The organism is Pseudomonas tremae (assembly GCF_001401155.1).
In the GTDB taxonomy this organism is placed as follows: domain Bacteria; phylum Pseudomonadota; class Gammaproteobacteria; order Pseudomonadales; family Pseudomonadaceae; genus Aquipseudomonas; species Aquipseudomonas tremae.
In genome coordinates, this window is record NZ_LJRO01000458.1 from 319,714 (window position 1) to 343,196 (window position 23,483).

The following is a 23,483-nucleotide window of genomic DNA, read 5'->3' on the forward strand; positions in this document are numbered from 1 at the left end:
GAGCCCAATGAGCGCGTCCATGCCGATCTTGCGGACGATTGTACGCAATAGCCACCAAATGTCGCGGCACCTGGCCTAAAAGGATGGCTAAACGCCATTAATTTTGTATTTATGAGCGCTACGTCGAAGAAAGTCGTCCGCGGCGCTTTAAAACTTACTCTCTAAGCGTCAGGCCACTGTCTGCATCCCAGCCACCGCCCAATGCGGCAATCAACTGAACACTTGCAATCAGCCTGCTTTGTAACACGCTCAGCACACTGCGCTCATTGCTAAGTGCAGTGGCCTGGACGTTGACGACATCCAGATAGCCGATCAGTCCGGCTTTGTACTGGTTACTGGTCAAGCGCAACGAGTCTCTAGCGGAAACCAGCGCCTCCTGGCGCACGGCAGCCTCCTGCTCGTATACCTTGAGCTGTATAAGGTAGTTTTCTACCTCCTGAAAACCGTTGAGAACCGTTTGCCGATACTGAGCAACGGTCTGGTCGTAGACGGCCTCGGAGCGGTCGACCTCCGCCGTCCGCCGTCCGCCATCGAACAGGGTCATCGCCAGCTGCGGTCCTACCGACCAGAAACGGTTGGGCAGGCTGATCCAGTTGGCGAAGGTACTGCTGTTGTAGCCACCGCTCATGCTCAAGGTGAAGTCCGGATAGTATGCAGCCTTGGCAACCCCGATGTTGGCGTTGGCGGCCATCACCGAGCGCTCGGCGGCAGCGATATCAGGTCGACGCTCCAGCAGCTGGGAAGGCAGGCCGGGTGGAATCTGCGGTAATTGCGGTATCGATGTCGTGGCGGCCAGACTGAACTCTGCTGGCGCCATCCCCATCAACACGGCAATGGCGTTCTCGAACTGGGCACGTTGCCAGGCCAGATCGATCAGGTCGGCCTGGGTGCTTTTCAACTGAGTCTGCGCTTGCGCCACCGCATCACTGCCCGAGATACCTGCACGATACTGGTTCCGGGTCAGGTTCAGTGAGCGCTGATAGGCGTCGACAGTGGATTCAAGCAGGCGCTTCTGCTCGTCGATGACCCGCAGCTGCAAATAGTTCTGTACCAGCTCCGATTGCAAACTAAGACGCATGGCAGCCAGGTCAGCAAGGCTCGCCTGTGCGCTGGCAGTGTCGGCTTCAAGCCCGCGACGCAACTTGCCCCAGATATCCGCCTCCCAACTGACGCCGAGCTGTGCGTTATAACTGTTGCGGATGCCCGACACACTGCTGCCACTATTCGATGTACCGGTGCCCTGCCCTGAACGTGTCTTGCCGGTGGTCAGGTCCAGAGTCGGAAAGAATGCGCCTCTGGAACTGCGCACCAGCGCTTGCGCCTGTCGATACTGCGCGTCGTATTGAGCGACGGTCTGGTTAGAGGTATTGAGCCGCTCGACCAGCGCGTTCAATTGAGGGTCTCCGTACACCTCCCACCAGGCGCCTTTGACCATTGCATCACTCGGCGTGGCCGCACGCCAGCCCGCGGCGGCCTTGAACTGCACGGGCGCTGCCGCTGACGGCTTCTGGTAGTCCGGCCCGACCGCGCAAGCACTCAACAGCACGATGCAGAGCCCCAGCCCGATTGGACGAATCAGCCCCTTCGGGCGGGATATGAATGCCAGGCGTTCGGTCATAGCGGGGTTTCCAGAGCAGCATCGGTACGCACGCCGCGCCATTTGTTGTAACGATGGCGCAGACGGTCGAGATAAAGGTAAACCACCGGAGTGGTATAGAGGGTCAGAATCTGGCTGAAGATGAGCCCGCCAATGATCGTCAAACCCAGGGGTTTGCGCATCTCGGCACCTTCGGCGGTGCTCAGCAGCAGCGGCAAGGCGCCGAGAATCGCCGCCATCGTGGTCATCAGAATCGGGCGCAGGCGTTGCAGACAAGCGCTGCGGATCGAGTCCTGAGGTGTCATGCCCTGATCGCGTTCCAGGTGCAGCGCCAGGTCGATCATCATGATGGCGTTCTTCTTCACCACGCCGATCAGCAAAAACAGCCCCAGCAGGGAGATCAGGCTGAATTCGCTGCCCAGCACATAGATCGTCAGCAGTGCGCCAACTCCCGCCGATGGCAGGGTCGAGAGAATCGTCAACGGATGAATGTAGCTTTCATAAAGGATCCCCAGCACCAGATACACCGCCAGCAACGAGCCGAGGATCATCCACGGCTGGCTTTCCTGGGTCGAGGCGAATGCGTTGGCGGTGCCAGCCATCTTCGAAATGATGTCGGCCGGCAGACCGATAGCGGCAATGGCCCGCTCTATAGCTACTGTCGCCTTGTCGAGGCTGGCACCCTCGGCGAGATCGAAGGAAATGTTCTCGGCCGCGAACTGACCGTCATGAGATACCCGGTCATTCGCCAGACTACGCTCGTAATGGGCGATGCTCGACAGCGGCACGCGCTGCCCGTCGGAGGTGATCACCTGAACCTGCTCCAGGGTCACAGGGTCCCGAGCGTATTTGGGGCTGACCTCCATGACCACCTTGTACTGGTTGAGGCTGTCATAGATGGTCGACACCTGACGCTGACTGTAAGCATTGTTGAGCACCGCCGTGACCATGTTCATGTCGATACCCAGCCGTTTGGCTGTGTCGCGATTGACTACCAGAGTGACCTGTTGCGCGCCGCGACCTTCCCGTGCATCGATGGCCGTCAGTTCCGGGACCGACTTGAGCGCCGCCACGATTTTCGGGTACCACTGGCGCAGGCTGGCAAGGTCGGCACTCTGCACGATGTATTGATACTGCGAGCTGGTTTGTTCACGTCCGCCGCCCAGTTGCAGATCCTGATCCGGGGCCAGGAACAGCCTGCCGCCCGGCACATGCGGCATATTCTTGCGCAGGCGTTCCACTACCTTTTCAGCAGAAAGCTTACGCTCCCCGATCGGCTTGAGGCGCACGATCATGAACGCGTTGTTGGTGCCGCCACTGCCACCGATGAAACCGGCGACACTTTCCACCGCAGGATCGGCCAGCACCGAGCGGCGAAAGGTTTCCATTTTTGGCTGCATGACCGAAAAAGACAGGCCGTCATCGCCACGCACAAAGCCCATCAGTTGCCCGGTGTCCTGCTGTGGCAGAAAGGTTTTGGGCACTACCACATACAGCGCGACATTGACGATGACAGTGATCAGCAGACTGAGCAACGTCAGCCGCGGGTGACGCAGCACCCAGCCCAGCGAGCGATCGTAGCCTGCCACCATGCGGTCGTTGACGCGTTCGCTCCAGCGCTGAAAGGCGTTTTCTGCGGCCGCGTCGTGGGGCTTCAGCCAGCGCGCGCACAACATCGGGGTCAGGGTCAGGGACACAATCAGCGAGACAATGATCGCTACCGACAAGGTGATGGAAAACTCGCGAAACAGACTTTCGACCAGTCCGCCCATGAAAAGTATGGAAATGAACACCGCGACCAGCGAAACGTTCATCGACAGCAAGGTGAAGCCCACCTCCCTGGCCCCCAGAAAAGCTGCTTTCATGGGGTCAAGACCGTTGTGTATGTGCCTGGAGATGTTTTCCAGCACCACAATGGCGTCGTCGACCACCAGCCCGGTGGCGAGGATCAAGGCCATCAACGACAGGTTGTTCAGGGAAAAGCCGAACAGGTGCATGATCGCAAAGGTGCCCACCAGCGATACGGGAACCGCCAGGGTGGGAATCAGCGAGGCCCGAAAACTGCCGAGGAACAGAAAGACCACCATGACCACCAGTACCACGGCGATCAGCAGTGTCATTTCGGCCTCGTGCAGCGTCGCCTTGATCACCGGCGAGCGGTCCATGGCGATATTGAGACTGACACTGGCAGGCAGCACAGCGCGCAAGGCCGGCAACTGTGCCTTGATCTGCGCCACGGTCTCGATGATGTTGGCACCCGCCTGACGGTTCACGACCAGCAAAACCGCCTGATCATTGTTGTAGAAGCCGCTGTTGTAACGGTCCTCTACTGCGTCGCTGACTTTCGCGACATCCTTCAGGCGCAGCGTCGCGCCATCCTTGTAGCGGATGATCAGCGGAGCATAGTCCTTGGCGGTTTCAAGCTGGTCGTTGGCCTGAACCTGCCAGTTGTGCTGATCATCTTCAACAAAGCCTTTGGGCCGCCGCACGTTGGAACCGGTGATGGCGGTACGTACATCGTCAAGCGATATGCCGTACTGGGACAGCATCTGCGGCTCAAGTTCGATACGCACTGCAGGCAACGAACTGCCGCCGATCTGCACTTCCCCTACCCCGGGCACCTGCGACAGGCTCTGTGACAGGATGGTCGAGGCGATGTCGTACAGCTGGCCCTTTTCAAGCACCGTCGACGTCATCGACAGGACCATGATCGGAGCCTGGGACGGGTTGACCTTCTTGTAGGTGGGCATGCTGCGCATACCACTAGGCAGCAGGTTGCGCGAAGCATTGATGGCCGCCTGGACTTCACGAGCCGCGCCGTTTATGTCGCGTTCCAGATCGAACTGCAGAATGATCCGAGTCGTTCCCTGGCTAGAATTGCTGGTCATGGTATTGACCCCGGCAATGCTGCCCAGCGAACGCTCCAGTGGGGTGGCCACGGTGGAGGCCATTACTTCGGGACTGGCACCCGCAAGGCTCGCCGATACCACAATGACCGGGAAGTCCATGTTCGGCAAAGGCGCCACCGGCAGCAGGCGGAAGCTGACGGCCCCCAGCAGCATGATCGCCAGGCTCAGCAGTACAGTCGCCACCGGGCGACGGATAAACGGCGCTGACAGGTTCATGTGTCAGCCCGCTCCATTCGGTCCTGACCGGCAGGCTTGCGACTCCAGCGGCGGCCCAGGCGGTCGAAGTAAAGGTAGATGACAGGTGTGGTAAACAGCGTCAGAACCTGACTGAGCAACAACCCCCCGACCATCACCAAACCCAGCGGCTGACGCAGTTCGGCACCGGAGCCGCTAGCCAGCATCAGCGGAATGGCACCGAACAGCGCAGCCAGCGTGGTCATCAGAATGGGCCGAAAGCGCAGCAGTGCAGCTTCATAGATCGCTTTCTCGGGCGCCACGCCCCGGTTGCGCTCCGCATCCAGCGCGAAGTCGATCATCATGATGGCGTTTTTCTTGACGATGCCGATCAGCAGAATGATGCCGATGATAGCGATCATTCCCAGATCGTTGCCGCTGATCAACAGCGCCAGTAACGCACCGACCGCCGCCGAAGGCAGGGTCGAAAGTATTGTAATCGGGTGAATGTAGCTCTCGTAAAGCACGCCCAGCACGATGTACATGGTTACAACCGCTGCCAGAACCAGCAGCAGCGTGCTGGACAGCGATGCCTGAAAGGCTTCCGCGGCCCCCTGAAACTGCGTCTGAACGCCAATCGGCATGCCTATTTCGTGCTGAACCTGCTCGATGACTTCGACCGCCTTGCCCAGTGCGATACCGGGCGCAAGGTTGAACGACATCATGACCGCCGGAAACTGCCCGAGGTGGGCAATGGCCAGTTGTGCCTGACGCTGCTCCACCCGAGCCAGGCTCGACAGCTTTATCTGTGCGCCATCGGTGGTCTTGACGTGGATCTGCTCGAGCGCTTCAGGACCCAGCTCACTGGCCGATGCGGCCTGCAGCACCACCCGGTACTGACTGGCCTGGGTGTAGATGGTGGATATCTGTCGCTGGCCAAAAGCGTCGTACAGCGCGTCGGTAATAGAGGCGACAGTAACGCCTACCCGGCTGGCTGCGTCGCGATCAATGTTCAGATACACCTGCAAGCCCTTGTCCTGCAGGTCGCTGGCTACATCGGTCAACTCGGGTCGTTTGCCCAGCGCGCCCACCAGCTTCGCGCTCCACGTCGCCAGCAACTCGGCATCGGGAGAAGACATGCTGAACTGATACTGGGTACGGCTGACCCGGTCTTCGATGGTCAGGTCCTGCACCGGCTGCATGAACAGGCGAATATCCGAAAGTTTGTCGACTTCCGGTTGCAGGCGCTGAATCACCTCGCTCGCGGTAAGGTCGCGGGCGCTGTGGGGCTTGAGGTTGATCAGCAGGCGGCCGCTGTTGAGTGTTGCGTTGTCGCCATCAACGCCGATGTAGGACGACAGACTGACCACCGCGGGGTCTTTCAGGATGATGTCCGCCAGTGCCTGTTGACGCTGGCTCATGGCTGCAAACGAAACCGACTGCGGCGCTTCGGAAATGCCCTGAATCACACCGGTGTCCTGCACCGGAAAGAACCCCTTGGGCACCGCGATATAGAGCAGCACGGTCAGCGCCAGAGTGCCTATGGCCACCAGCAGAGTCAGGGGTTGATGCTTGAGTACCCAACGCAGCCTGCCTGCATACACATCGATCAACCAGTCGATCCACGCGCCGCTGGCGCGGTAAAAACGGCTCTGGTCCTCCTCCTTGGGCTCGCGCTTGAGCAGGCGCGCGCACATCATCGGTGTCAGGGTCAGCGATACCACAAGCGATATCAGGATCGCGACCGCCAGGGTGATAGCGAACTCGCGAAACAGACGCCCTACCACATCGGCCATGAACAACAGCGGGATAAGCACCGCTATCAGCGACAGGGTCAGGGATATGAGGGTGAAACCGATCTGCTTGGCGCCCTTGAGTGCGGCCTGCATGGGCGTCTCGCCCTCTTCAATGTGCCGGGAGATGTTTTCCAGCATCACAATGGCGTCATCGACCACGAAGCCGGTCGCAATAGTCAATGCCATCAGCGTCAGGTTGTTGACCGAGAAACCGGCCAGATACATCACACCGAAGGTGCCGACCAGCGACAGCGGCACGGCAATGGAAGGAATGATCGTCGCGCTGAAACGCCGCAGGAACAGGAACGTGACCAGTACCACGAGCACGATGGCGATCAACAATTCGTGTTGAACATCGGTCACGGAAGCACGAATGGTCTGCGTGCGGTCGGTCAGCACGACGACATCAAGGCCGGCCGGCAGGTTTTCTGTGATTCCGGGCAGCAGTGTCTTGATCCGGTCGACCACATCAATCACGTTGGCGCCTGGCTGGCGCTGAATGTTCAACAGCACCGCCTGACTGCGGTTGGCCCAGGCAGCCAGCCGTTCATTCTCGGCACCATCAACGATTTCAGCCACATCCTTCAGTCGCAGCGGCGCGCCGTTCTTGTAGGCCAGGATGAGGTTGGCGTATTCCTCCGGGGATTTCAGTTGATCATTGGCGTCGAGCATGGAAACCCGGGTCGGACCGTCGAAGTTACCCTTGGGCTGATTCACGTTGGAGGCGCTGATCAGCGTGCGGACATCGGACAGGTTGAGACTGTTGGCTGCCAAGGCCTCGGGGTTGACCTTGATCCTTACCGCCTGACGCTGGCCGCCCGCGATGCTGACCATGCCCACACCACTGATCTGCGAGATCTTCTGCGCCATGCGCGTATCGACCAGGTCATTGAGTTTGGGCAACAGCATGGTTTTGGAGGTGATCGCGAGGGTCAGGACCGGCGTGTCTGCCGGGTTGACCTTGTTGTATACCGGAGGTGCCGGAAGGTCGGTCGGCAACAGATTGGTGGCTGCGTTGATCGCAGCCTGCACCTGCTGCTCGGCCACGTCCATGTTGATTTCAAGACTGAAGCGCAAGGTAATGACCGAGGCGCCTCCAGAGCTGGTGGACGCCATCTGGGTCAGGCCCGGCATTTGTCCGAACTGACGTTCCAGTGGCGCGGTCACGGAGCTTGTCATCACCTGCGGGCTAGCGCCGGGGTACAGGGTCATCACGCGAATGGTCGGATAATCAACCTGGGGCAACGCCGACACTGGCAGCAAGGTATAGGCGATCAAGCCAGCCAGTACGATGGCCAGCATGCTGAGCGTGGTAGCGACCGGGCGCAGGATGAACAGGCGCGACATGTTCATACGTTTGGTTTTTCCACCTTACCGAGCGCTGCCGACTTGTCGACGCCGCTGTCAGGCTTGCCTTGCAGCTTCTGCCCTGGGCCTGCCGGAACATCCTTGCTGTCGTTGACGACTTCGACTTCCGCGCCATCGCGCAGACGATCGGTACCCTCCAGCACGACTCGCTCGCCGACCGCCAGACCCTCGGTGATGACCGTAGAGGTTTCATCACTGGGGCCGGTCTTGAGCAATTTGAGTTTGACCTTCTTTTCACCGTCGAGCACATACACAAAAGTGCCGTCCGTGCCGAACTGCACGGCCGCCGTCGGCACTAGAACAGCCTGCTTCAGGGTGTCGGCCCGCAGCCGCACGTTGACGAACTGATTGGGGAAAAGGATTTCGTCACCGTTATCGAAACGCGCCTTGAACTTCAGGGTACCGGTCGCCACATCGATCTGGTTGTCGAGGCTGGCAAGCACGCCGGTGGCTTGCAGTTTACTATCGCCGCGGTCCCAGGCTTCGACAGGCAGTTTGTCACCCGTGCGATAGCGGGCAATGACCTTTGACAGATCCTTTTCCGGCAGTGTGAACGCTACCGAGATCGGTTGAGTCTGGGTAATCACGACCAGCGCAGTGGTGTCATTGGCAGCTACCAGATTGCCGACATCGAGCTGTTTGAGGCCTACACGCCCTGCAATCGGCGCACGAATACGCGTGAAATCCAGGCTCAACTTTGCGTCAGCCACAGCAGCCTGATTGGTCTTGATGGTGCCCTGATACTGACTCACCAGCGACTCGGCCGTGTCCAGTGTCTGTTTGGCAATACTGTCTTCGGCGTACAGGTCACGGTAACGCTTCACATCAAGCTGAGCATTCTTGAGCAGCGCCTGATTGGTCGCCAGCGTACCTTCGGCCTGTAGCAACGCGACCTGATAGCTGCGCGGGTCGATTTCCGCCAGCAAGTCACCTGCCTTGACCATCTGTCCTTCCTGGAAGTAGAGCTTGACCAGTTCCCCCGCCACCCGGCTGCGCACATTGATGGTATTCATCGCCGTTACCGTACCGAGCGCCTTGTAGTAGATAGGAAAGTCGCCCTGCGTTACTGGCGCGACGCGTACCGGCACCGCAACCGCCGATGCACCGAAGCCGGGGCGTGCCATACCGCCCGCACCAGCCTTCTTGCTCTCGGCACCCTTGCCGGAAGTGGCTGCGGGCCAGAACCACCAGCACAGGGCGACAACGACCAGCAGGATCAACAGACTGATCAACCAGCGACGGGATTTACGGGAGCCAGACGATTGCATGAATAAATCAACCATTACAGGTGGGGGTTCTAACAGAAGGGTGAACAATAAGCACAGTTGCGTTACAAGCAAAGCGCCTTTACCAAGCGCTTACTTTTGATAAACGTATGAGGCACAAACAAAAAACGGCCCGAGCGTACTCAGGCCGTAGTACATGTTGCAGAACGTTACTTCAATACTGCCAGTGCGGCATCGTAGCCTGGTTCTTCGGCGATTTCCGACACCAGTTCGCTATGCAGTACGTTGTCGTTTTCGTCAAGAACGACGACTGCACGTGCAGCCAGGCCCTTCAACGGACCGTCAGCGATGGCAACGCCATAGTGCTGACTGAAATCGGCACTGCGGAATGAAGAAAGGTTATGAACGTTATCGAGCCCTTCAGACCCACAGAAGCGGGCTTGTGCGAATGGCAGATCAGCCGAGATGCACAGGACGACGGTGTTGTTCAGGTCGTTGGCACTGGCATTGAATTTACGTACCGACGTTGCGCAGGTCGGTGTATCGACGCTTGGGAAGATGTTCAATACCTTGCGTTTGCCAGCGAAGTCGGCAAGGGTCTTATCGGCAAGACCTGCGCCCACCAGCGTGAAGGCAGGCGCCTTGCTGCCGACTTCAGGCAGGTTACCGTTGACTTGAACAGCACCGCCTTTGAGGGTCACTTGAGCCATGAAACACATTCCTTTTCTGAGAGGATAAAAGAGCCGGAAGTTAAACACGAAAGTGTGCCCCCGGCCTATATCGGATAATTCCGATTTTTTTCAGGAAACCAGTCTGTCCCTGATATCCGGGTGGGCACACAATTCCACCAGCCAGTCGACGAATACCCTGACCCGCCGTGACAGTTGCCGATGAGGCGGGTAAAGCGCCGTCAACGGTAGCGGCGGCGGTCGGTATTCGCGTAACACTTCGATAAGCGCCCCTGTGCGCAACTGCGCAGCAACGTGATAGCGAGGGACCTGGATCAGACCAAAACCCGCCTCGCAGGCAGCCACATAGCCTTCGGCGCTGCTGACGGCAATAGAACGCTCCATGCCATAATCGTCCAGTTCTCCATCGGCCATGAATTCCAGGCCATAACGTTTGCTGGCACGAGTGGCGAAATATTCGATGACCTGATGTTGCCGGAGGTCGTGCAGATCGAGTGGTGTACCGTACCGTTTCAGGTACTCGCGACTCGCACAGGTAATCTGCGTCAGGCTGCCCAGCGGTCTGGCGACAAGCGCATCGTCCAGTGCAGCGCCAGCTCGCAATACACAGTCAACGCCCTCGCGAATCAGGTCGACAGGCCTGTCACTCATGCCTATCTCAAGCCTGATCTGCGGATAGCGCCGTGTGAATTCGGGCAACGCAGGGATAACGATCATGCGCCCCAGGCTGACCGGAACATCGATGCGCAGCAGCCCTTTCGGCTCGATACCCTTCGACGAAAAGGCTGCTTCGGCTTCTTCCAGATCAGCCAGCAGGCTGACACACCGCAGGTAATAAGCCTTGCCGTCGGGTGTGGTGCTTACCTGACGTGTGGTGCGCTGTAACAGCTGCACACCCAAGTGCGCTTCCAGCTGCTTGATCATGATGGTCACCGACGCACGAGGAACATGCAGACTCTCGGCGGCCTTGGCAAAGCCGCCCAGTTCGACGATACGGGTGAAGACGCGCATGGCGTTGAATCGATCCATGATTACCGGAAGCCCGAGTGCAGAGTGTGTGGTCAGGATCACACTGTTTTAACAGGGTAAACCGGTTGAACGAAAACGCTGGACGCTCGCAGCGGCCAGCGCTATTCAGAAGTCTCTTTTATAGAAAATATCCAGTGAGCTGGCAACACCGCTGGCGGCCTCAAGGTAAACCCGCTTGCTCAACAGATAGCGCAACGCAATGGTATTGGCCGGCTCGAAGACACCTACACCATAGCGCAGGCTGAGCTTCTCGGTGATCTTGCCGCTGGCCACCACATTGGTTTTGTCACCGGTCCCCGATGTATCCAGTTCGAAGTCCTTGATACCCAGGTTGTCCGCGAGCTTGCCGGTGGTCGAAGAGCTCCCGGCAACGCCCAGCGCCAAGGCAGCCTGAGCAACCATGTTGTTGTCTTCGCCAGAGGTGCTCAAGGGCCTGCCCATGACCAGGTAGGAAAGCGCCTGCTCCTGACTCATCGCAGGCTCGGAAAACACCTCGGTAGTGGGCTGCTCGGCACTGCCGGTCAGACGAATACCGGCAATCACATCGTCGGTCTGGCGAATGGCCTCGATATCCAGATAGGGCTGGTCCACCGGGCCTGCAAACAGCAGGCGAGCCTTGCGGATGGTCAGCCGTTGCCCATAAGCGCGATAGCGGCCGTCATTGAGATTAAGCTCTCCGCGAGTGTCCAGGTTGTCACCTATGTGTACCTGCCCGACCAGATTGGCGGTCAGCCCGAAGCCGCTGAAACTGAGGGTTTCCTGGCCGACTTGCACGTCGATGTCCATGGCCACTGCAAGTGGCGGCGCACCTTGTTCGGTTTGCTGCCCAACGATCACGGTGTCGCCCGAGAGCTTGACCGTGGACGGCGGCAGCTCCCGTACGGTAATCGTGCCTTTGGGCACCAGCACTTTGCCGGAAATGGCCAGCCGGTCGCCCTTCATGGATATTTTCAGGTCAGGCGCCGCCTCAACCGCAGCATAAGGCTCGACATTGATCGGCAGACGAGACCCCTTGAGGTTCACATCAACCATCAGGTTCTGCCCCCAGGCCACCTGACCGCCAATAGAACCCTGGCCAGTGCTGCCACTTCTCCAACCACCTTCGATTTGCACGGTCTCTCCGGCAATCAACGCTTGAACCTTCAGATCGTGCAGCTCCATCGGCAGCTCGGCACCGGCTACCTCACCGCCTTCAAGGGTTACGCTGCCGTTGACCAGCGGCGCGAGCAGACTTCCCGACAACCGGCCGGCACCGTTCAGCCGCCCGTTGAGTTTCTGCACCGTCGGCGCGAACGGCCTTGCCACCGAGATGTCCAGCCCGGACAGATTGAAGTCGCCTGACAGAGTCTTGTCTTTTGCCAGCGGATCGATCTGCGCGTTCAACAGCAAACGGCCCAGTTTCCCGCCCTCAAAGTCCAGACGCGAGTCGATACGCATGGGGGTCATGGTGCTGCTGAGCTTCAGGGTATGATAGGGGAAGTCCAGCCACTGCCCTTTATTGCGGACCCGCAGCATGCCGCCTCCGGCATCAAGCGTGATCTGCCCGCTGGGGCCTGCCGCCGGAATGTCGAGCCTCACATACGCATTCAACGCGCCCTTCCAGGCGAAGTCCTTGGGCATCCACTGCGCCAGACTGTCGAGCGGGAAGTTTTTCAACTGATAGCGCAGATGTGGCTCAGGCATCAAGCGCTGGTCGCCGCCGCACAGGCTTGCGGCTCCAGACAGCCAGCAGTGCGCGCCGAAGTTCAGCCTGCCATCGGCCAGGCGCTCGATTTTTGCCGGTTGCTGCAGGCGCCAGTTCTGGCCACCACTTTGCACCGAACCGCTAGCCAGACGACCGCGCCAATCACCCTTTTCAAGCGTGCCGTCCAGTGCAACAGCAAGCTTGAGCAATGGTCCTTGCAGGTCAAGCTTCAACTGCTGGGCCTTTAACGTACCCTGCCCGTTCAGCAGCAAGGTGCCTAATGCGGTATCGCCCGCCTGGATGCCTGCACCCTTCAGGCTGATGGTGGCACGCTGCGCCGGATCCAGTCTGGCGTCGAGTGCCAGGCTTTGCAGACGGTTTTCCTGGAACGCGAGCTGATTGCCCTGCAAAGCGAGTTTTCCCTCCGGGGCCTGCAGTGTGCCGGCCAGGTCCATGCGACCCTTCGCCTGCCCCGTCAGCCGTGGCCACAACTGGCCCAGACGCGGCAGGTCGATATCAAGCTGCCCTTTCAGTCGCTGCTGCACACTGCCAGCGCCCTGAATGCGGTTGTCACCCAGGCGAATGTTCAGGCTGCCGACATTCCATTGCTGATCGCGACCGTCGGCCCTGACTTGCAATACGGCAGGTTGGCCGCGCACGCGACCTTTCAAATCAAGGTCCGCAGTGAGTTGCAGCTGCTGGTTTCGGAGCTGACCGCTGCTGCGCAACGGACCTGCCAGTGTTCCGGGCAATTCGGCAACCCAGAACGAAGGATCCAGTGCGCTCAGGTCAAGCGCCGTATCCCAGCCGATACCATCGGCAAATTGCAGATTCAGATGGCCACTGGCCTTGCCTTGTCCTGCGACCAGCTCCAGCTGCGGGAGGTGAACCTCCTGCAGGTTGCCGCTGAACGGACTGACCAGCGTAAAAGCGCCTGCGGGGCCTTTGAGGCTGGCGTTGAAATTGCCCAGATACTGGCCGTCGGTATAGGAAATATCACCTTTGAAACTGTGCAGAGACACCGGCGGTTCGGATTCCAGCGGATACAGTCGCTGCCAAGGGAAGTCCAGCCAGTCGATTGTCGCATCGGCTGAAAGCCCGTTCTGCCAGTTCAGTTTGCCATTAATGGCAAGCCGCTCTTGATCATTGGCGGCCAGGTTCAGTGCCGCAAGCGTTGCACCGCTGGCATCGACTCGCCCTTGCAATACCAGAGCAACCGGGCCTTTGCGGGCTGGCAGACTGGCCGTGCCGCCGATCAGATAACCCTCATCCAGATTGCCTTCGGCCGTCAGCAGCAACTGGTCGAGCTGCAGAGTGTCGGGCAGCGCCGAACTCGGCTTGAAGTGGTCGGCAACCAGCTTCAATTGCGCAGGCAGATGCGCTGTCAGAGGCTGCAATTCGCCACTCAGCACGCCCGCCAGGTAACCACTGCTGTCAGCCTTGAGGTGCAGGGTCTTGAGCAGATTACCCTGAATATCCAGAGCCAGCGTCCACGCCTGCCCGTCCTGTGGAGGCAGTTGCAGTTGCCCTTGGGCACTGAGTGGCCAGTCACCCTCGGGTTTGAGCAGGCCGTTGAGGTCCAGAATCAGCGCATCGCGTTGCAGATGCGCGCTGCCTATCTGCAGCCCTGCGGAGGTCCAGTGCGCCGCCAGCTTTAAATCGCGTAATTGCTCGACGCCGTCCAGTTGCAGGCTACCCAGTTGTACGTCGCCCAGTTGCAAGGCCAGCGGCAGGGTGAGCGCTGGCAGGCTGACTGGCTCATCACTGTCTGGCTGGCTGCCAGGGGGAAAATGCAGGAGCACTTGCCCTGCATGCAGGCGGTCAATACACAGCGTCATTTTCAACAGGCAGGCAGGCGTCCATTCGAACTCGGGCGACTGTACCTCGACACGATCCTCGCCCTGCTGCCATATCAAACGGTCCGCATGCCATTGCCCGCCGAGCCGCCCTTGAAAATTCTCGACCTGCAGGCCAGGGACACGTGCCAAAGCCCAGCCACTGCCAGCCTGAGTGCCAAGCAGCAGCCAGACACCGATGACCAGCAGTGCCAGCAACACGATCAGGCTAAGACCGGCCGCCTTTGCGCCGCGTTTGATATTGACCTCGTTCAAAGCTCCGGCCCCATCGAGAAGTGCAGACGTATGCCGCCGTCATCGTCCAGAGCGTGCGCCAGATCGAGACGCAACGGCCCCACTGGCGAAACCCAGCGAACACCGAAGCCGACACCGGTTTTCAGGTCCGGCCTGTCAAGGTTGTTGAACGAATTACCCTGGTCGACAAACGTTGCCAGACGCCACTTTTCGGCAATCGAATACTGATACTCGACGCTGCCGGCGAACATGTACCTGCCCCCGATGCGATCGCCGTCGGAGTTGGTAGGGGACAGCTTTTGATAGTCGTAGCCGCGCACGCTTTGATCGCCACCGGCAAAAAAGCGCAGCGAAGGCGGTATGGAGGTGTAACCGTCGGTTAAATTGCCGCCCAGTTGCACGCGACCGAGAAAACGATGGTTCTGGGCGACTGTCGTCAAGCCCTTGAGCAACACGTTGGCATGCACCAGATTGGCATCCGACAACATGCCCTCTTTGGCCACTTGCGTCTCGAACTGCAGACGGTAGCCCTGATGTGGATCGATGCGATTATCGCTGCGCAGGTATGAGTAACTGATGCCTGGCATCAGCAGTGTGCTCAAACCCGCATCATCACCCAGCCGATACTCTTCACGCTGCCATTTGAGAGAAATGACCCGCTCCCAGCCGCTGGGCAGCTTGCTGTGCCATTCCGGCCCGGCAGTCAGCAGCTTGCTGAGGCTGTCAGTGCCCGCGATCTCTTCATACTGATAGCCGCCGGCATACCGCATCTTGTCGGTCAAAGGTGGATCAAGTGGCACGTCGTACCACAGACCGACGTTCTGCCGGGGTGCGGATATCTCCGACTCAAAGCCGTAGCTGTGCCCTTGCGGGTTGGCCCAGTGCCGGGTCCAGTTGGCTTTGCCGCGTGGCCCGACGTCGGTGGAATAGCCCAGACCAAGACCCATCGTGCGCGGCTTGCGGGTTTCCAGCTGGACGATGACCGGAATCACATCGTTCACCGCCGCAGTCGGCGCTGCGTCGACACGCACGCCCTCGAAATAGCCACTGGCCTGCATGTCCTGGGTCAGTTCGGCAATCAGTTGCGAGTCGTATGGGGTGTTTTGCTTGAAAGGCACCATGCGCCTGAGCAGTTCTTCATCGAATGGCGTGTTACCACTGAACTTCACCTGGCCGAGCGTATAGCGCGGACCGCTGTCAAATATAAGCTCGATGTCGGCAACCCCGGCACGCGGGTCGATGGCCAGGCGCTGGCGGGTAAAGCGACCACTGAAAAAACCATAGCGGGATGCCTGGTTCTGGATCAGGCGCTTGGCATCTTCGTAATTGCCGTGGTTGAGTACTGCGCCGGTCGTGAGCGCGTCGCTCTTCGGCACCTTGAAAGCCTTGAGCGACGCTGCCGGCCCGTCGACCCGGATCACCACGTTGCGCAGGTGTACAGGTTCACCAGGTTTGATATTGATGACCAGACGCGGCTCGGCACCGTCCTTTATCTCGCTGTCGATCTGCGCCTGATAATACCCCAGCGCCTGAGCCGCTTTTTCGGCCTGCTGCTCGGCGCCCAGACTGAAGTTGCGCAGCGCCTCTGCATCACGCCCTCCGAGATCGCCGATGTACCCTTCGACGTTTGACTTCAGCTCGGGATTGGCAGGCTCGACCCTTACGTCCAGACGAGCCTCTGCCAGCGCCGCTGCACTTATGGTCATCAGGAAAAGGCTGCCGAATAATCTGAAAAGCTTCATGGGCGAAGATGCTATCACGATCGACAGGCTGTTCTGAAAGCCCACGAATGGGCCGCTATTCAAACCGTTACGTCAGCTACCGGCAGTAAAACCTGAGGGTTCGGATGAAAGAACACGTGTTCTCGGACCGGTCCCACAGCGATCTCGCCAATTTCCTCATAACCCTGTCGTTTATAGAACTCGAGATATCGGGGGTTGCCAGTATCTACGACGATGCCCTGAGAGTTTTCATCCACAGCGCACCAGTCATGCAACGCGCCTAACAATTGCTCGCTTAAATCCTGACCCAGCTTCTGCCCCTGAAACTCTGGGTCCAGGCCAATCAGGGGCAGCACATGCACAGTTTCTGATGGCACGCATGCAAGTACGGCGTTGTAATAGGCCAGGTAACGCTGCGTGCAGCCCAGCCCGGTGTCCATCACCATACGCAGGCGCCACGCCCAGCTCTCGGTGACGCCAAGACGGCGCTGCGGAGGCGCGATCAGGGCTACGCCGACCAGACGATCTTCAAGAAACAGGCCCAGCGCTGGCTGGTTCTGCAGGAAATGCTGCTTGACCAGTTGGCGGATGGTCGCCAGTACGCGTTGCTCGTACCCCTCACGCTCAGCATTGAACAGGTACGCAAACGTCGGGTCGTGCCGGTAGGCCCTGAACAGCAAAGAGCGGGTTTCACGGGAATAGCCGCTGTCGAGTTGGCGGATTTCGCCCGTGATGGCAACAGGTAGGGACATAAAGGGCCTCGTGTTAACGGAACTGCGTCTTGCGCAGCGGTTCTGGCAAGCAGCCTTTCGAGTGATGGCCATTGATAACAGTTCCAATAAATTCTCGGACCACCGCTGCTACGTTGTACCTACGCAACACTGGTCCTGAACCGGCAGGTCGGCTAGCATCGCCGTTTGCTTTTGCTCAGGACTGCCGCTTTATGAAAATCGTCTCGTTCAACATCAACGGGCTGCGTGCCCGCCCCCATCAGTTGGCGGCGCTGATCGAAAAACACCAGCCTGATGTCATCGGCCTTCAGGAAACCAAGGTTTCGGATGAGCAGTTTCCCCATGCCGACATCGAAGCGCTGGGCTACCACGTGCATTTCCACGGCCAGAAAGGCCATTACGGCGTGGCACTGCTGTCGCGCAATCCGCCGCTGGACCTGCACAAAGGCTTCGAAGGCGACGACGAAGAGTCGCAGAAGCGCTTTATCCGGGGCACCTACGCGGACAGCAATGGCCAGCCGGTCACGATCATGAATGGCTACTTTCCCCAGGGCGAGAGTCGCGACCACCCGACCAAGTTTCCAGCAAAGCAGCGTTTTTACGAAAACCTCCAGAGCCTGCTGGAAAGCCATTTCAGCAATGACCAGCCGCTGATCGTCATGGGCGACGTCAATATTTCCCCAGAGGACTGCGACATCGGTATTGGGGCTGACAATGCCAAGCGCTGGCTGAAAACCGGCAAATGCAGTTTTCTACCCGAAGAGCGCGAATGGATGGAACGCCTGAAGAACTGGGGGCTGGTGGACAGTTTTCGCTATCTGAACCCAGAGGTCAGCGATCGCTTCAGCTGGTTCGACTATCGCAGCCGCGGTTTTGAAGACGAGCCCAAGCGCGGCCTGCGCATCGACCTGATCATGACGTCGACCGGTCTGCAGCCGCGCATCAAGGCCGCTGGCGTGGACTATGATCTGCGGGGCATGGAAAAGCCTTCCGATCACGCCCCTATCTGGCTTGAACTGAGCTGATCAGGTTTGCGCCGCACGACCCGTGTTCATTCCTGAGCGGGTCGCCTGCGCAATGACCGAGCAATCGTCATATTCCAGCAATATCACTGTCTTATTCTCCCGTCACCCTCCCGTGATTCATGGTGACGCCGATGCTGCGCGCTCTGCTAACGGCGCTGATCCTGACGAGCGCCACCCTGCCCGCCTCCGCGATTGCGGCATTGCCAATGGCTTCGGGCGACGCGCCAGTGCTGCGCATCCAGGGCTCCAACACCATCAACGCTCAACTGACGCCTGCACTGGTTGAAGAACTGATGCGTCAACAAGGTATGCAAGCAGTGCGGTCCCTCCCCAGCGCCGTCAACGAGCTGCGAGTCGTCGGTACGACGCCAACCGGGCAACTGGTCAGCATCGACATCGCCGCGCACGGCTCCGGCACCGGCTTTTCTGCCCTGAAGGCCGGTAACACGGACATTGCCGCCTCTTCGCGTCCGATCAAGGATCAGGAAGCGAAAGACCTGGCCGGACTTGGCGACCTTAAAAGTGCGGCGGGAGAGCAAATCATCGGCATTGATGGCGTCGCAGTCATTCTGAACCCGGGCAATCCGCTGAGACAGCTGGATACTGTGCAGCTGGCGCGGATTTTCAGTGGTGAGGTCAAGTACTGGAGCGAGGTGGGTGGCAATCCGGGAGCGATTCATCTGTATGTACGCGATGAGAAGTCCGGTACGTATGAAACCTTCAAGGAGCTGGTACTCGCTAAATACGGCAAGCAGTTGGCCGCTAACGCCTTGCGCTTCGAGTCCAGCGAACAGCTGTCCGACGAGGTCAGCAAAGACGTCAACGGCATCGGTTTTACCGGGCTGCCCTCGGTCAGACATGCAAGAGCCGTCGCCATTGCAGATGGAGAGTCCAGGCCGATGCTGCCGACCACCAGCCTGATTGCCACCGAGGATTATCCGCTTTCGCGCCGTCTCTACCTGTATGTGCCGCCCGCGGGTCACCAGCGCTGGGCACAGGCGCTTGTGCATTTCGCGCAAAGCGCCGATGGTCAGGCCATTGTGGCCAGAAGCGGTTTTGTAGCGCAGACGGTGCAGGCCCTGAAAGTGCAGCCCACTGCGCAGATGCCTGCCGATTATCAGGCGCTGACTCGCAAGGCTGACCGGCTTTCCGTCAACTTTCGTTTTGCGCAAGGCAGCGCCAGGCTGGACAACAAGGCTCAGCAGGACCTTAAGCGAGTGGCCGACTACCTGAAAGCGCAAGACAAGCTTGATCAGCATGTGACGCTGGTCGGTTTCGGCGATGCCAAGAGCGATCCGGCCCGCGCCACCCTGCTCTCGCGACTACGCGCCATGGCCGTGCGCCGCGAGCTGTTGAAGAGCGGCGTTACATTTCGCGAGATTCTAGGGCTGGGTGACGAAATGCCTGTGGCGAACAACGATATCGACGATGGCAGAATCAAGAACCGCCGCGTCGAGGTCTGGGTGCAATAACCGCCCTGCGACTCAGGGCCGGCTGCGAGAAAGGTCTGCAGGCAGGTACTTGCCCAGCTCGAATTTGCCGATGGCTGCGCGATGCACCTCATCAGGACCATCGGCCAGGCGCAGCGTGCGCTGCATGGCGTACATGTACGCCAAAGGGAAATCATCGGAAACACCGGCCCCGCCGTGCATCTGGATGGCCCGATCAATGACCTTCAGCGCAACATTGGGCGCGACGACCTTGATCTGTGCTATCTCGCTTTTAGCCCCTTTGTTACCGGCGGTGTCCATCATGTAGGCCGCCTTCAGCGTCAACAGACGGGCCATGTCGATTTCCATGCGCGAGTCGGCAATCTTGTCGATGTTGCCACCCAGCTTTGCCAATGGCTTGCCGAACGCAACGCGGTCGAGAGAGCGCTTGCACATCAGTTCAAGCGCGCGCTCAGCCATGCCGACGGAGCGCATGCAGTGATGAATACGACCTGGCCCCAGGCGGCCCTGGGCAATTTCAAAACCTCTGCCTTCACCCAGCAATACGTTGTCGAACGGCACCCTGACGTCTTCAAACAACACTTCGGCATGGCCGTGCGGGGCGTCGTCGTAGCCAAATACAGGCAGCGGTCGGACAATCTTCACGCCCGGCGTGTCGACCGGCACGAGGATCATCGAGTGCTGCTGATGACGTGGCCCGTCGAGATTGGTGAGGCCCATGAAGATAAGTATCTTGCAACGCGGATCGCAGGCACCGGAGGTCCACCACTTGCGGCCATTGATCACCCACTCATCGCCTGCGCGCTCGGCACGGGCGGCCATGTTGGTAGCGTCCGACGAAGCTACTTCAGGTTCGGTCATGGCGAATGCAGAACGAATCTCGCCACGCAGCAACGGTTCAAGCCAGCGGGCTTTCTGCTCGGCGCTGGCGTAGCGAACCAGCACTTCCATGTTGCCGGTGTCGGGCGCAGAGCAATTGAACGGTTCCGGCCCAAGTAACGAGCGGCCCATGATTTCAGCAAGGGGTGCATATTCCAGGTTGGTCAGTCCGGCACCCAGTTCTGATTCGGGCAAGAACAGATTCCACAATCCCTCTGACTTTGCACGAGCCTTGAGTGCCTCCATGATCGCCGTGGGCTGCCAGCGATCCCCTTCTGCGACCTGTTGTGCGAAGACCGGCTCGGCCGGATAAACGTAACTGTCCATGAATGCCGTGACTCGCTCACGCAGTGCCTGCACTTTGGGGGAATACGCAAAATCCATGGGTTCGCTACCTTTTCGATCAGGTTTTCGATTTCATGACCGGATGCTAAAGAAGCGACGAGCATTTATCTAATCTATTCTCGTCGTGTATAAACATTCATAACCGATATATGATTCTTCATCGCAACGGCACACTCTGCCTACCGGAAAGCTCATCACAATAACAGCACGAGGCGCCTCATCAATGAACCTGAACAAGGTCGATCTCAACCTTTTCATTGTCTTCGACGCCATCTACACCGAAGCCAATCTGACCCGTGCGGGGCAGATTGTCGGCATCACCCAGCCTGCGGTGTCCAATGCACTGGCACGCTTGCGCGAGACGTTTAATGACCCGCTGTTTGTAAGGACAGCGCAAGGCATGGTCCCTACGCCCATGGCGCAGAACATCATCGGCCCGGTGCGTAACGCCCTTTCATTGCTCAGGGTCTCGGTACAGGAAAGCCGTATTTTCAATCCGCTGCAGGCTGGCAAGAACTACCGCATCAGCATGACCGACCTGACCGAAGCAGTCATTCTGCCGGCGCTATTTCAGCGCCTGAGACGCCTCGCGCCTGCGGTCACCATTGAGAGCTTCCTGTCCAAACGCCGCGAAACCACCAAGGAACTGGCCGCAGGTCGCCTCGATTTTGCCGTGGACGCACCGCTCAATACCGACCCGCAGGTACGTCACGTCAAGCTTATGGAAGACCGCTACGTGTGTGGCATGCGCAAAGGCCATCCGCTGGCGAACAAGGCACAATTGACGCTGGATGATTATCTGGCACAGCCACACATTCATATCTCAAGCCGCCGCAGCGGGTTGGGCCATGTGGACCTTGCGCTCGGCAAGATAGGCATTCAACGCAGGATCGCGCTGCGTTCGCAGCATTACCTGATGGCGACCCAGGTGCTGCAGCAGACAGACATGGTCATGACCGTGCCGGAACGCTTCGCCAGACGCAATGACTTGCATTACGTGTACCTGCCGGTCAACGACGTTCCATCTGTTGAAATGCACCTCTATTGGCACGAGAGCACCGATCAGGACCCCGCCAACCGCTGGATGCGCGAGCAGATCATAGAGCTTTCCCAGCGCGTGGTCGCTCAAGAAAGCCATCTTGAAAACGCATGAACTTATAATATTAAGACTTTGTTTTTAAAACATTTTAATAAAATAGTTAAAGCTGTTTCTAGCTTTCAAGCCAGGTGCCTGACGCATTTAATCAGCCCCCTTTCTTGACGCTTACGTCAAGCTGACTTTAGGTTAGCGTTGTTCCTTTCGCCGAGCACAGCCATGAGCAGTCAGACGTACAGTATTTCCGAGCTTGCCCGCGAGCTGGACATCACCACCCGCGCCATCCGCTTTTACGAAGAGCAAGGCATGCTGAGCCCCGAGCGCAAAGGCCTCGAACGTATTTATTCGGCCCGTGACAAAGTCACGCTGAAGCTGATCCTGCGTGGCAAGCGTATTGGTTTTTCGCTGGCCGAGTGCAAGGAACTGATCTCGCTGTACGACCCTCGCGGCGGCAATCGAAAGCAGTTGCAGACCATGCTGGGCAAGATTGCCGAGCGCCGGCAACAGCTGGAGCAGCAATTGCTGGATATCCAGCAGATGCAGCTGGAACTGGACACCGCTGAGGAACGCTGCCGTGCCGAACTCGATAAAACCGCTGCCCTCTCACACTGACTCCGAAGGCGCTGCCATGTCACTCACGCAACAGGTAAACATTGTCGAAGTCGGCCCACGTGATGGCCTGCAGAATGAAGCCCGGTCAATCAGTGTCGAAGACAAGGTAAGGCTGGTGGATGATCTGACCAATGCAGGGCTCACTCATATAGAAGTCGGCAGTTTCGTGTCTGCCAAGTGGGTTCCGCAAATGGCAGGGTCGGCTCAGGTCTTTGAACGCATAAAGCGCAGTGAAGGTGTCATCTATTCGGCCCTGGCCCCCAATCTTAGGGGGTTCGAGGACGCACTGGCAGCAGGAGTTCGGGAAGTCGCGGTGTTCGCTGCCGCCACCGAGGGGTTCTCCCGGCGCAACCTCAACTGCTCCATCAGCGAGAGTCTGGAACGCTTCGCGCCTGTCATGGCTGCTGCGCGCCTGCATGGCATGCGGGTCAGAGGTTATGTGTCCTGCGTGCTGGGTTGCCCCTATGAAGGCAGCGTACCTCCGGCGCAGGTGGCTGCCGTGGCCAATGAACTGCACGCGATGGGCTGCTACGAGATTTCGCTGGGTGACACCGTTGGTACAGGCACACCGGGCGCCACACGGGCGCTGATCAATGCTGTCGCCGACCAGATCCCACGCGGCAAGCTGGCCGGGCATTTTCACGATACCTATGGCCAGGCACTGGTAAACATCTACGCCAGCCTGGAGGAAGGCATCCAGGTGTTCGACAGCTCTACCGCAGGCCTTGGTGGCTGTCCCTACGCGAAAGGCGCCAGCGGCAATGTGGCCACCGAAGATGTGCTGTACATGCTGCAGGGCTTGGGTATCGAAACAGGCGTCGATCTAAACAAGGTAATCGACGCCGGACAGCGCATTTGCGACGTTTTGCAACGCAGCAACGGCTCTCGGGTTGCCAAGGCCAGGCTGGCCCAGTGACAAACGTCACCGGTCGGTAACGAGGTGCGACATCTTGTCACAGAGTGTTATTCTCCCCCGCGTTCAGTCGAGACAAACGGGTAACACGGAAACAATCGACCGCAGAATCAAATGGCTTGATGCCTTGAAATAACCCTGAAGCTCA

The 23,483-nt window shown here is 58.9% G+C and carries 15 protein-coding genes; 5 read left to right on the top strand and 10 right to left on the bottom strand.

Going from position 1 to position 23,483, the window contains the following annotated elements; translation table 11 throughout:
* Nucleotides 1–154: 154 nt before the first annotated feature.
* The 9 genes from ALO43_RS25620 to ALO43_RS25660 all read right to left on the bottom strand — a co-directional run bounded on the left by ALO43_RS25620 (nucleotide 155) and on the right by ALO43_RS25660 (nucleotide 17,035).
* Entirely contained in the window at nucleotides 155–1,618 is a 1,464-nt protein-coding gene (locus tag ALO43_RS25620) for an efflux transporter outer membrane subunit (protein ID WP_054998340.1), read from the bottom strand.
* Nucleotides 1,615–4,722, bottom strand: coding sequence for an efflux RND transporter permease subunit (locus tag ALO43_RS25625; RefSeq protein WP_024671498.1), 3,108 nt, complete (start codon nucleotides 4,720–4,722; stop codon nucleotides 1,615–1,617). The genes ALO43_RS25620 and ALO43_RS25625 overlap by 4 nt, the downstream gene beginning before the upstream one ends.
* A complete protein-coding gene (locus tag ALO43_RS25630) occupies nucleotides 4,719–7,829 on the bottom strand; it encodes an MdtB/MuxB family multidrug efflux RND transporter permease subunit (RefSeq protein WP_054998341.1) in 3,111 nt (1,036 codons plus the stop codon). Before ALO43_RS25630 ends, ALO43_RS25625 begins: the two co-directional genes overlap by 4 nt.
* A complete protein-coding gene (locus tag ALO43_RS25635) occupies nucleotides 7,826–9,127 on the bottom strand; it encodes an MdtA/MuxA family multidrug efflux RND transporter periplasmic adaptor subunit (RefSeq protein WP_024690031.1) in 1,302 nt (433 codons plus the stop codon). Before ALO43_RS25635 ends, ALO43_RS25630 begins: the two co-directional genes overlap by 4 nt.
* 152 nt (nucleotides 9,128–9,279) lie before the next feature.
* Complete coding sequence (gene tpx, locus ALO43_RS25640) at nucleotides 9,280–9,780, bottom strand: thiol peroxidase (protein WP_054998342.1); 501 nt, start codon at nucleotides 9,778–9,780, stop codon at nucleotides 9,280–9,282.
* A gap of 90 nt (nucleotides 9,781–9,870) precedes the next feature.
* Nucleotides 9,871–10,788, bottom strand: coding sequence for a LysR family transcriptional regulator (locus ALO43_RS25645; protein WP_024671495.1), 918 nt, complete (start codon nucleotides 10,786–10,788; stop codon nucleotides 9,871–9,873).
* A gap of 105 nt (nucleotides 10,789–10,893) precedes the next feature.
* Entirely contained in the window at nucleotides 10,894–14,583 is a 3,690-nt protein-coding gene (locus ALO43_RS25650) for a translocation/assembly module TamB domain-containing protein (protein WP_054998343.1), read from the bottom strand.
* Nucleotides 14,580–16,304, bottom strand: a complete 1,725-nt coding sequence (locus ALO43_RS25655) for an autotransporter assembly complex protein TamA (RefSeq protein WP_024690029.1) — start codon at nucleotides 16,302–16,304, stop codon at nucleotides 14,580–14,582. Before ALO43_RS25655 ends, ALO43_RS25650 begins: the two co-directional genes overlap by 4 nt.
* A 59-nt stretch (nucleotides 16,305–16,363) precedes the next feature.
* Entirely contained in the window at nucleotides 16,364–17,035 is a 672-nt protein-coding gene (locus tag ALO43_RS25660) for a GNAT family N-acetyltransferase (protein WP_005892919.1), read from the bottom strand.
* A 191-nt stretch (nucleotides 17,036–17,226) separates the two neighbouring features.
* On the opposite strand from ALO43_RS25660, the gene xthA reads away from it, so the two are divergent.
* Nucleotides 17,227–18,039, top strand: a complete 813-nt coding sequence (xthA, locus tag ALO43_RS25665; RefSeq protein WP_024671492.1) for an exodeoxyribonuclease III — start codon at nucleotides 17,227–17,229, stop codon at nucleotides 18,037–18,039.
* A 131-nt stretch (nucleotides 18,040–18,170) separates the two neighbouring features.
* Nucleotides 18,171–19,511: a substrate-binding domain-containing protein gene (locus ALO43_RS25670; protein ID WP_054998344.1), complete on the top strand. Its 1,341-nt coding sequence runs from the start codon at nucleotides 18,171–18,173 to the stop codon at nucleotides 19,509–19,511.
* A gap of 12 nt (nucleotides 19,512–19,523) precedes the next feature.
* Here ALO43_RS25670 and ALO43_RS25675 read toward each other — a convergent pair whose 3' ends face one another.
* Nucleotides 19,524–20,753: an acyl-CoA dehydrogenase gene (locus tag ALO43_RS25675; protein ID WP_024671490.1), complete on the bottom strand. Its 1,230-nt coding sequence runs from the start codon at nucleotides 20,751–20,753 to the stop codon at nucleotides 19,524–19,526.
* Nucleotides 20,754–20,937: 184 nt separating this feature from the next.
* On the opposite strand from ALO43_RS25675, the gene ALO43_RS25680 reads away from it, so the two are divergent.
* The 3 genes from ALO43_RS25680 (at nucleotide 20,938) to ALO43_RS25690 (ending at nucleotide 23,338) form a co-directional block, all read left to right on the top strand.
* Nucleotides 20,938–21,867: a LysR family transcriptional regulator gene (locus ALO43_RS25680; protein WP_005892924.1), complete on the top strand. Its 930-nt coding sequence runs from the start codon at nucleotides 20,938–20,940 to the stop codon at nucleotides 21,865–21,867.
* A 162-nt stretch (nucleotides 21,868–22,029) separates the two neighbouring features.
* Complete coding sequence (locus ALO43_RS25685; protein ID WP_005892925.1) at nucleotides 22,030–22,422, top strand: MerR family transcriptional regulator; 393 nt, start codon at nucleotides 22,030–22,032, stop codon at nucleotides 22,420–22,422.
* A 16-nt stretch (nucleotides 22,423–22,438) separates the two neighbouring features.
* Nucleotides 22,439–23,338: a hydroxymethylglutaryl-CoA lyase gene (locus ALO43_RS25690; protein ID WP_054998345.1), complete on the top strand. Its 900-nt coding sequence runs from the start codon at nucleotides 22,439–22,441 to the stop codon at nucleotides 23,336–23,338.
* Nucleotides 23,339–23,483 lie beyond the last annotated feature (145 nt).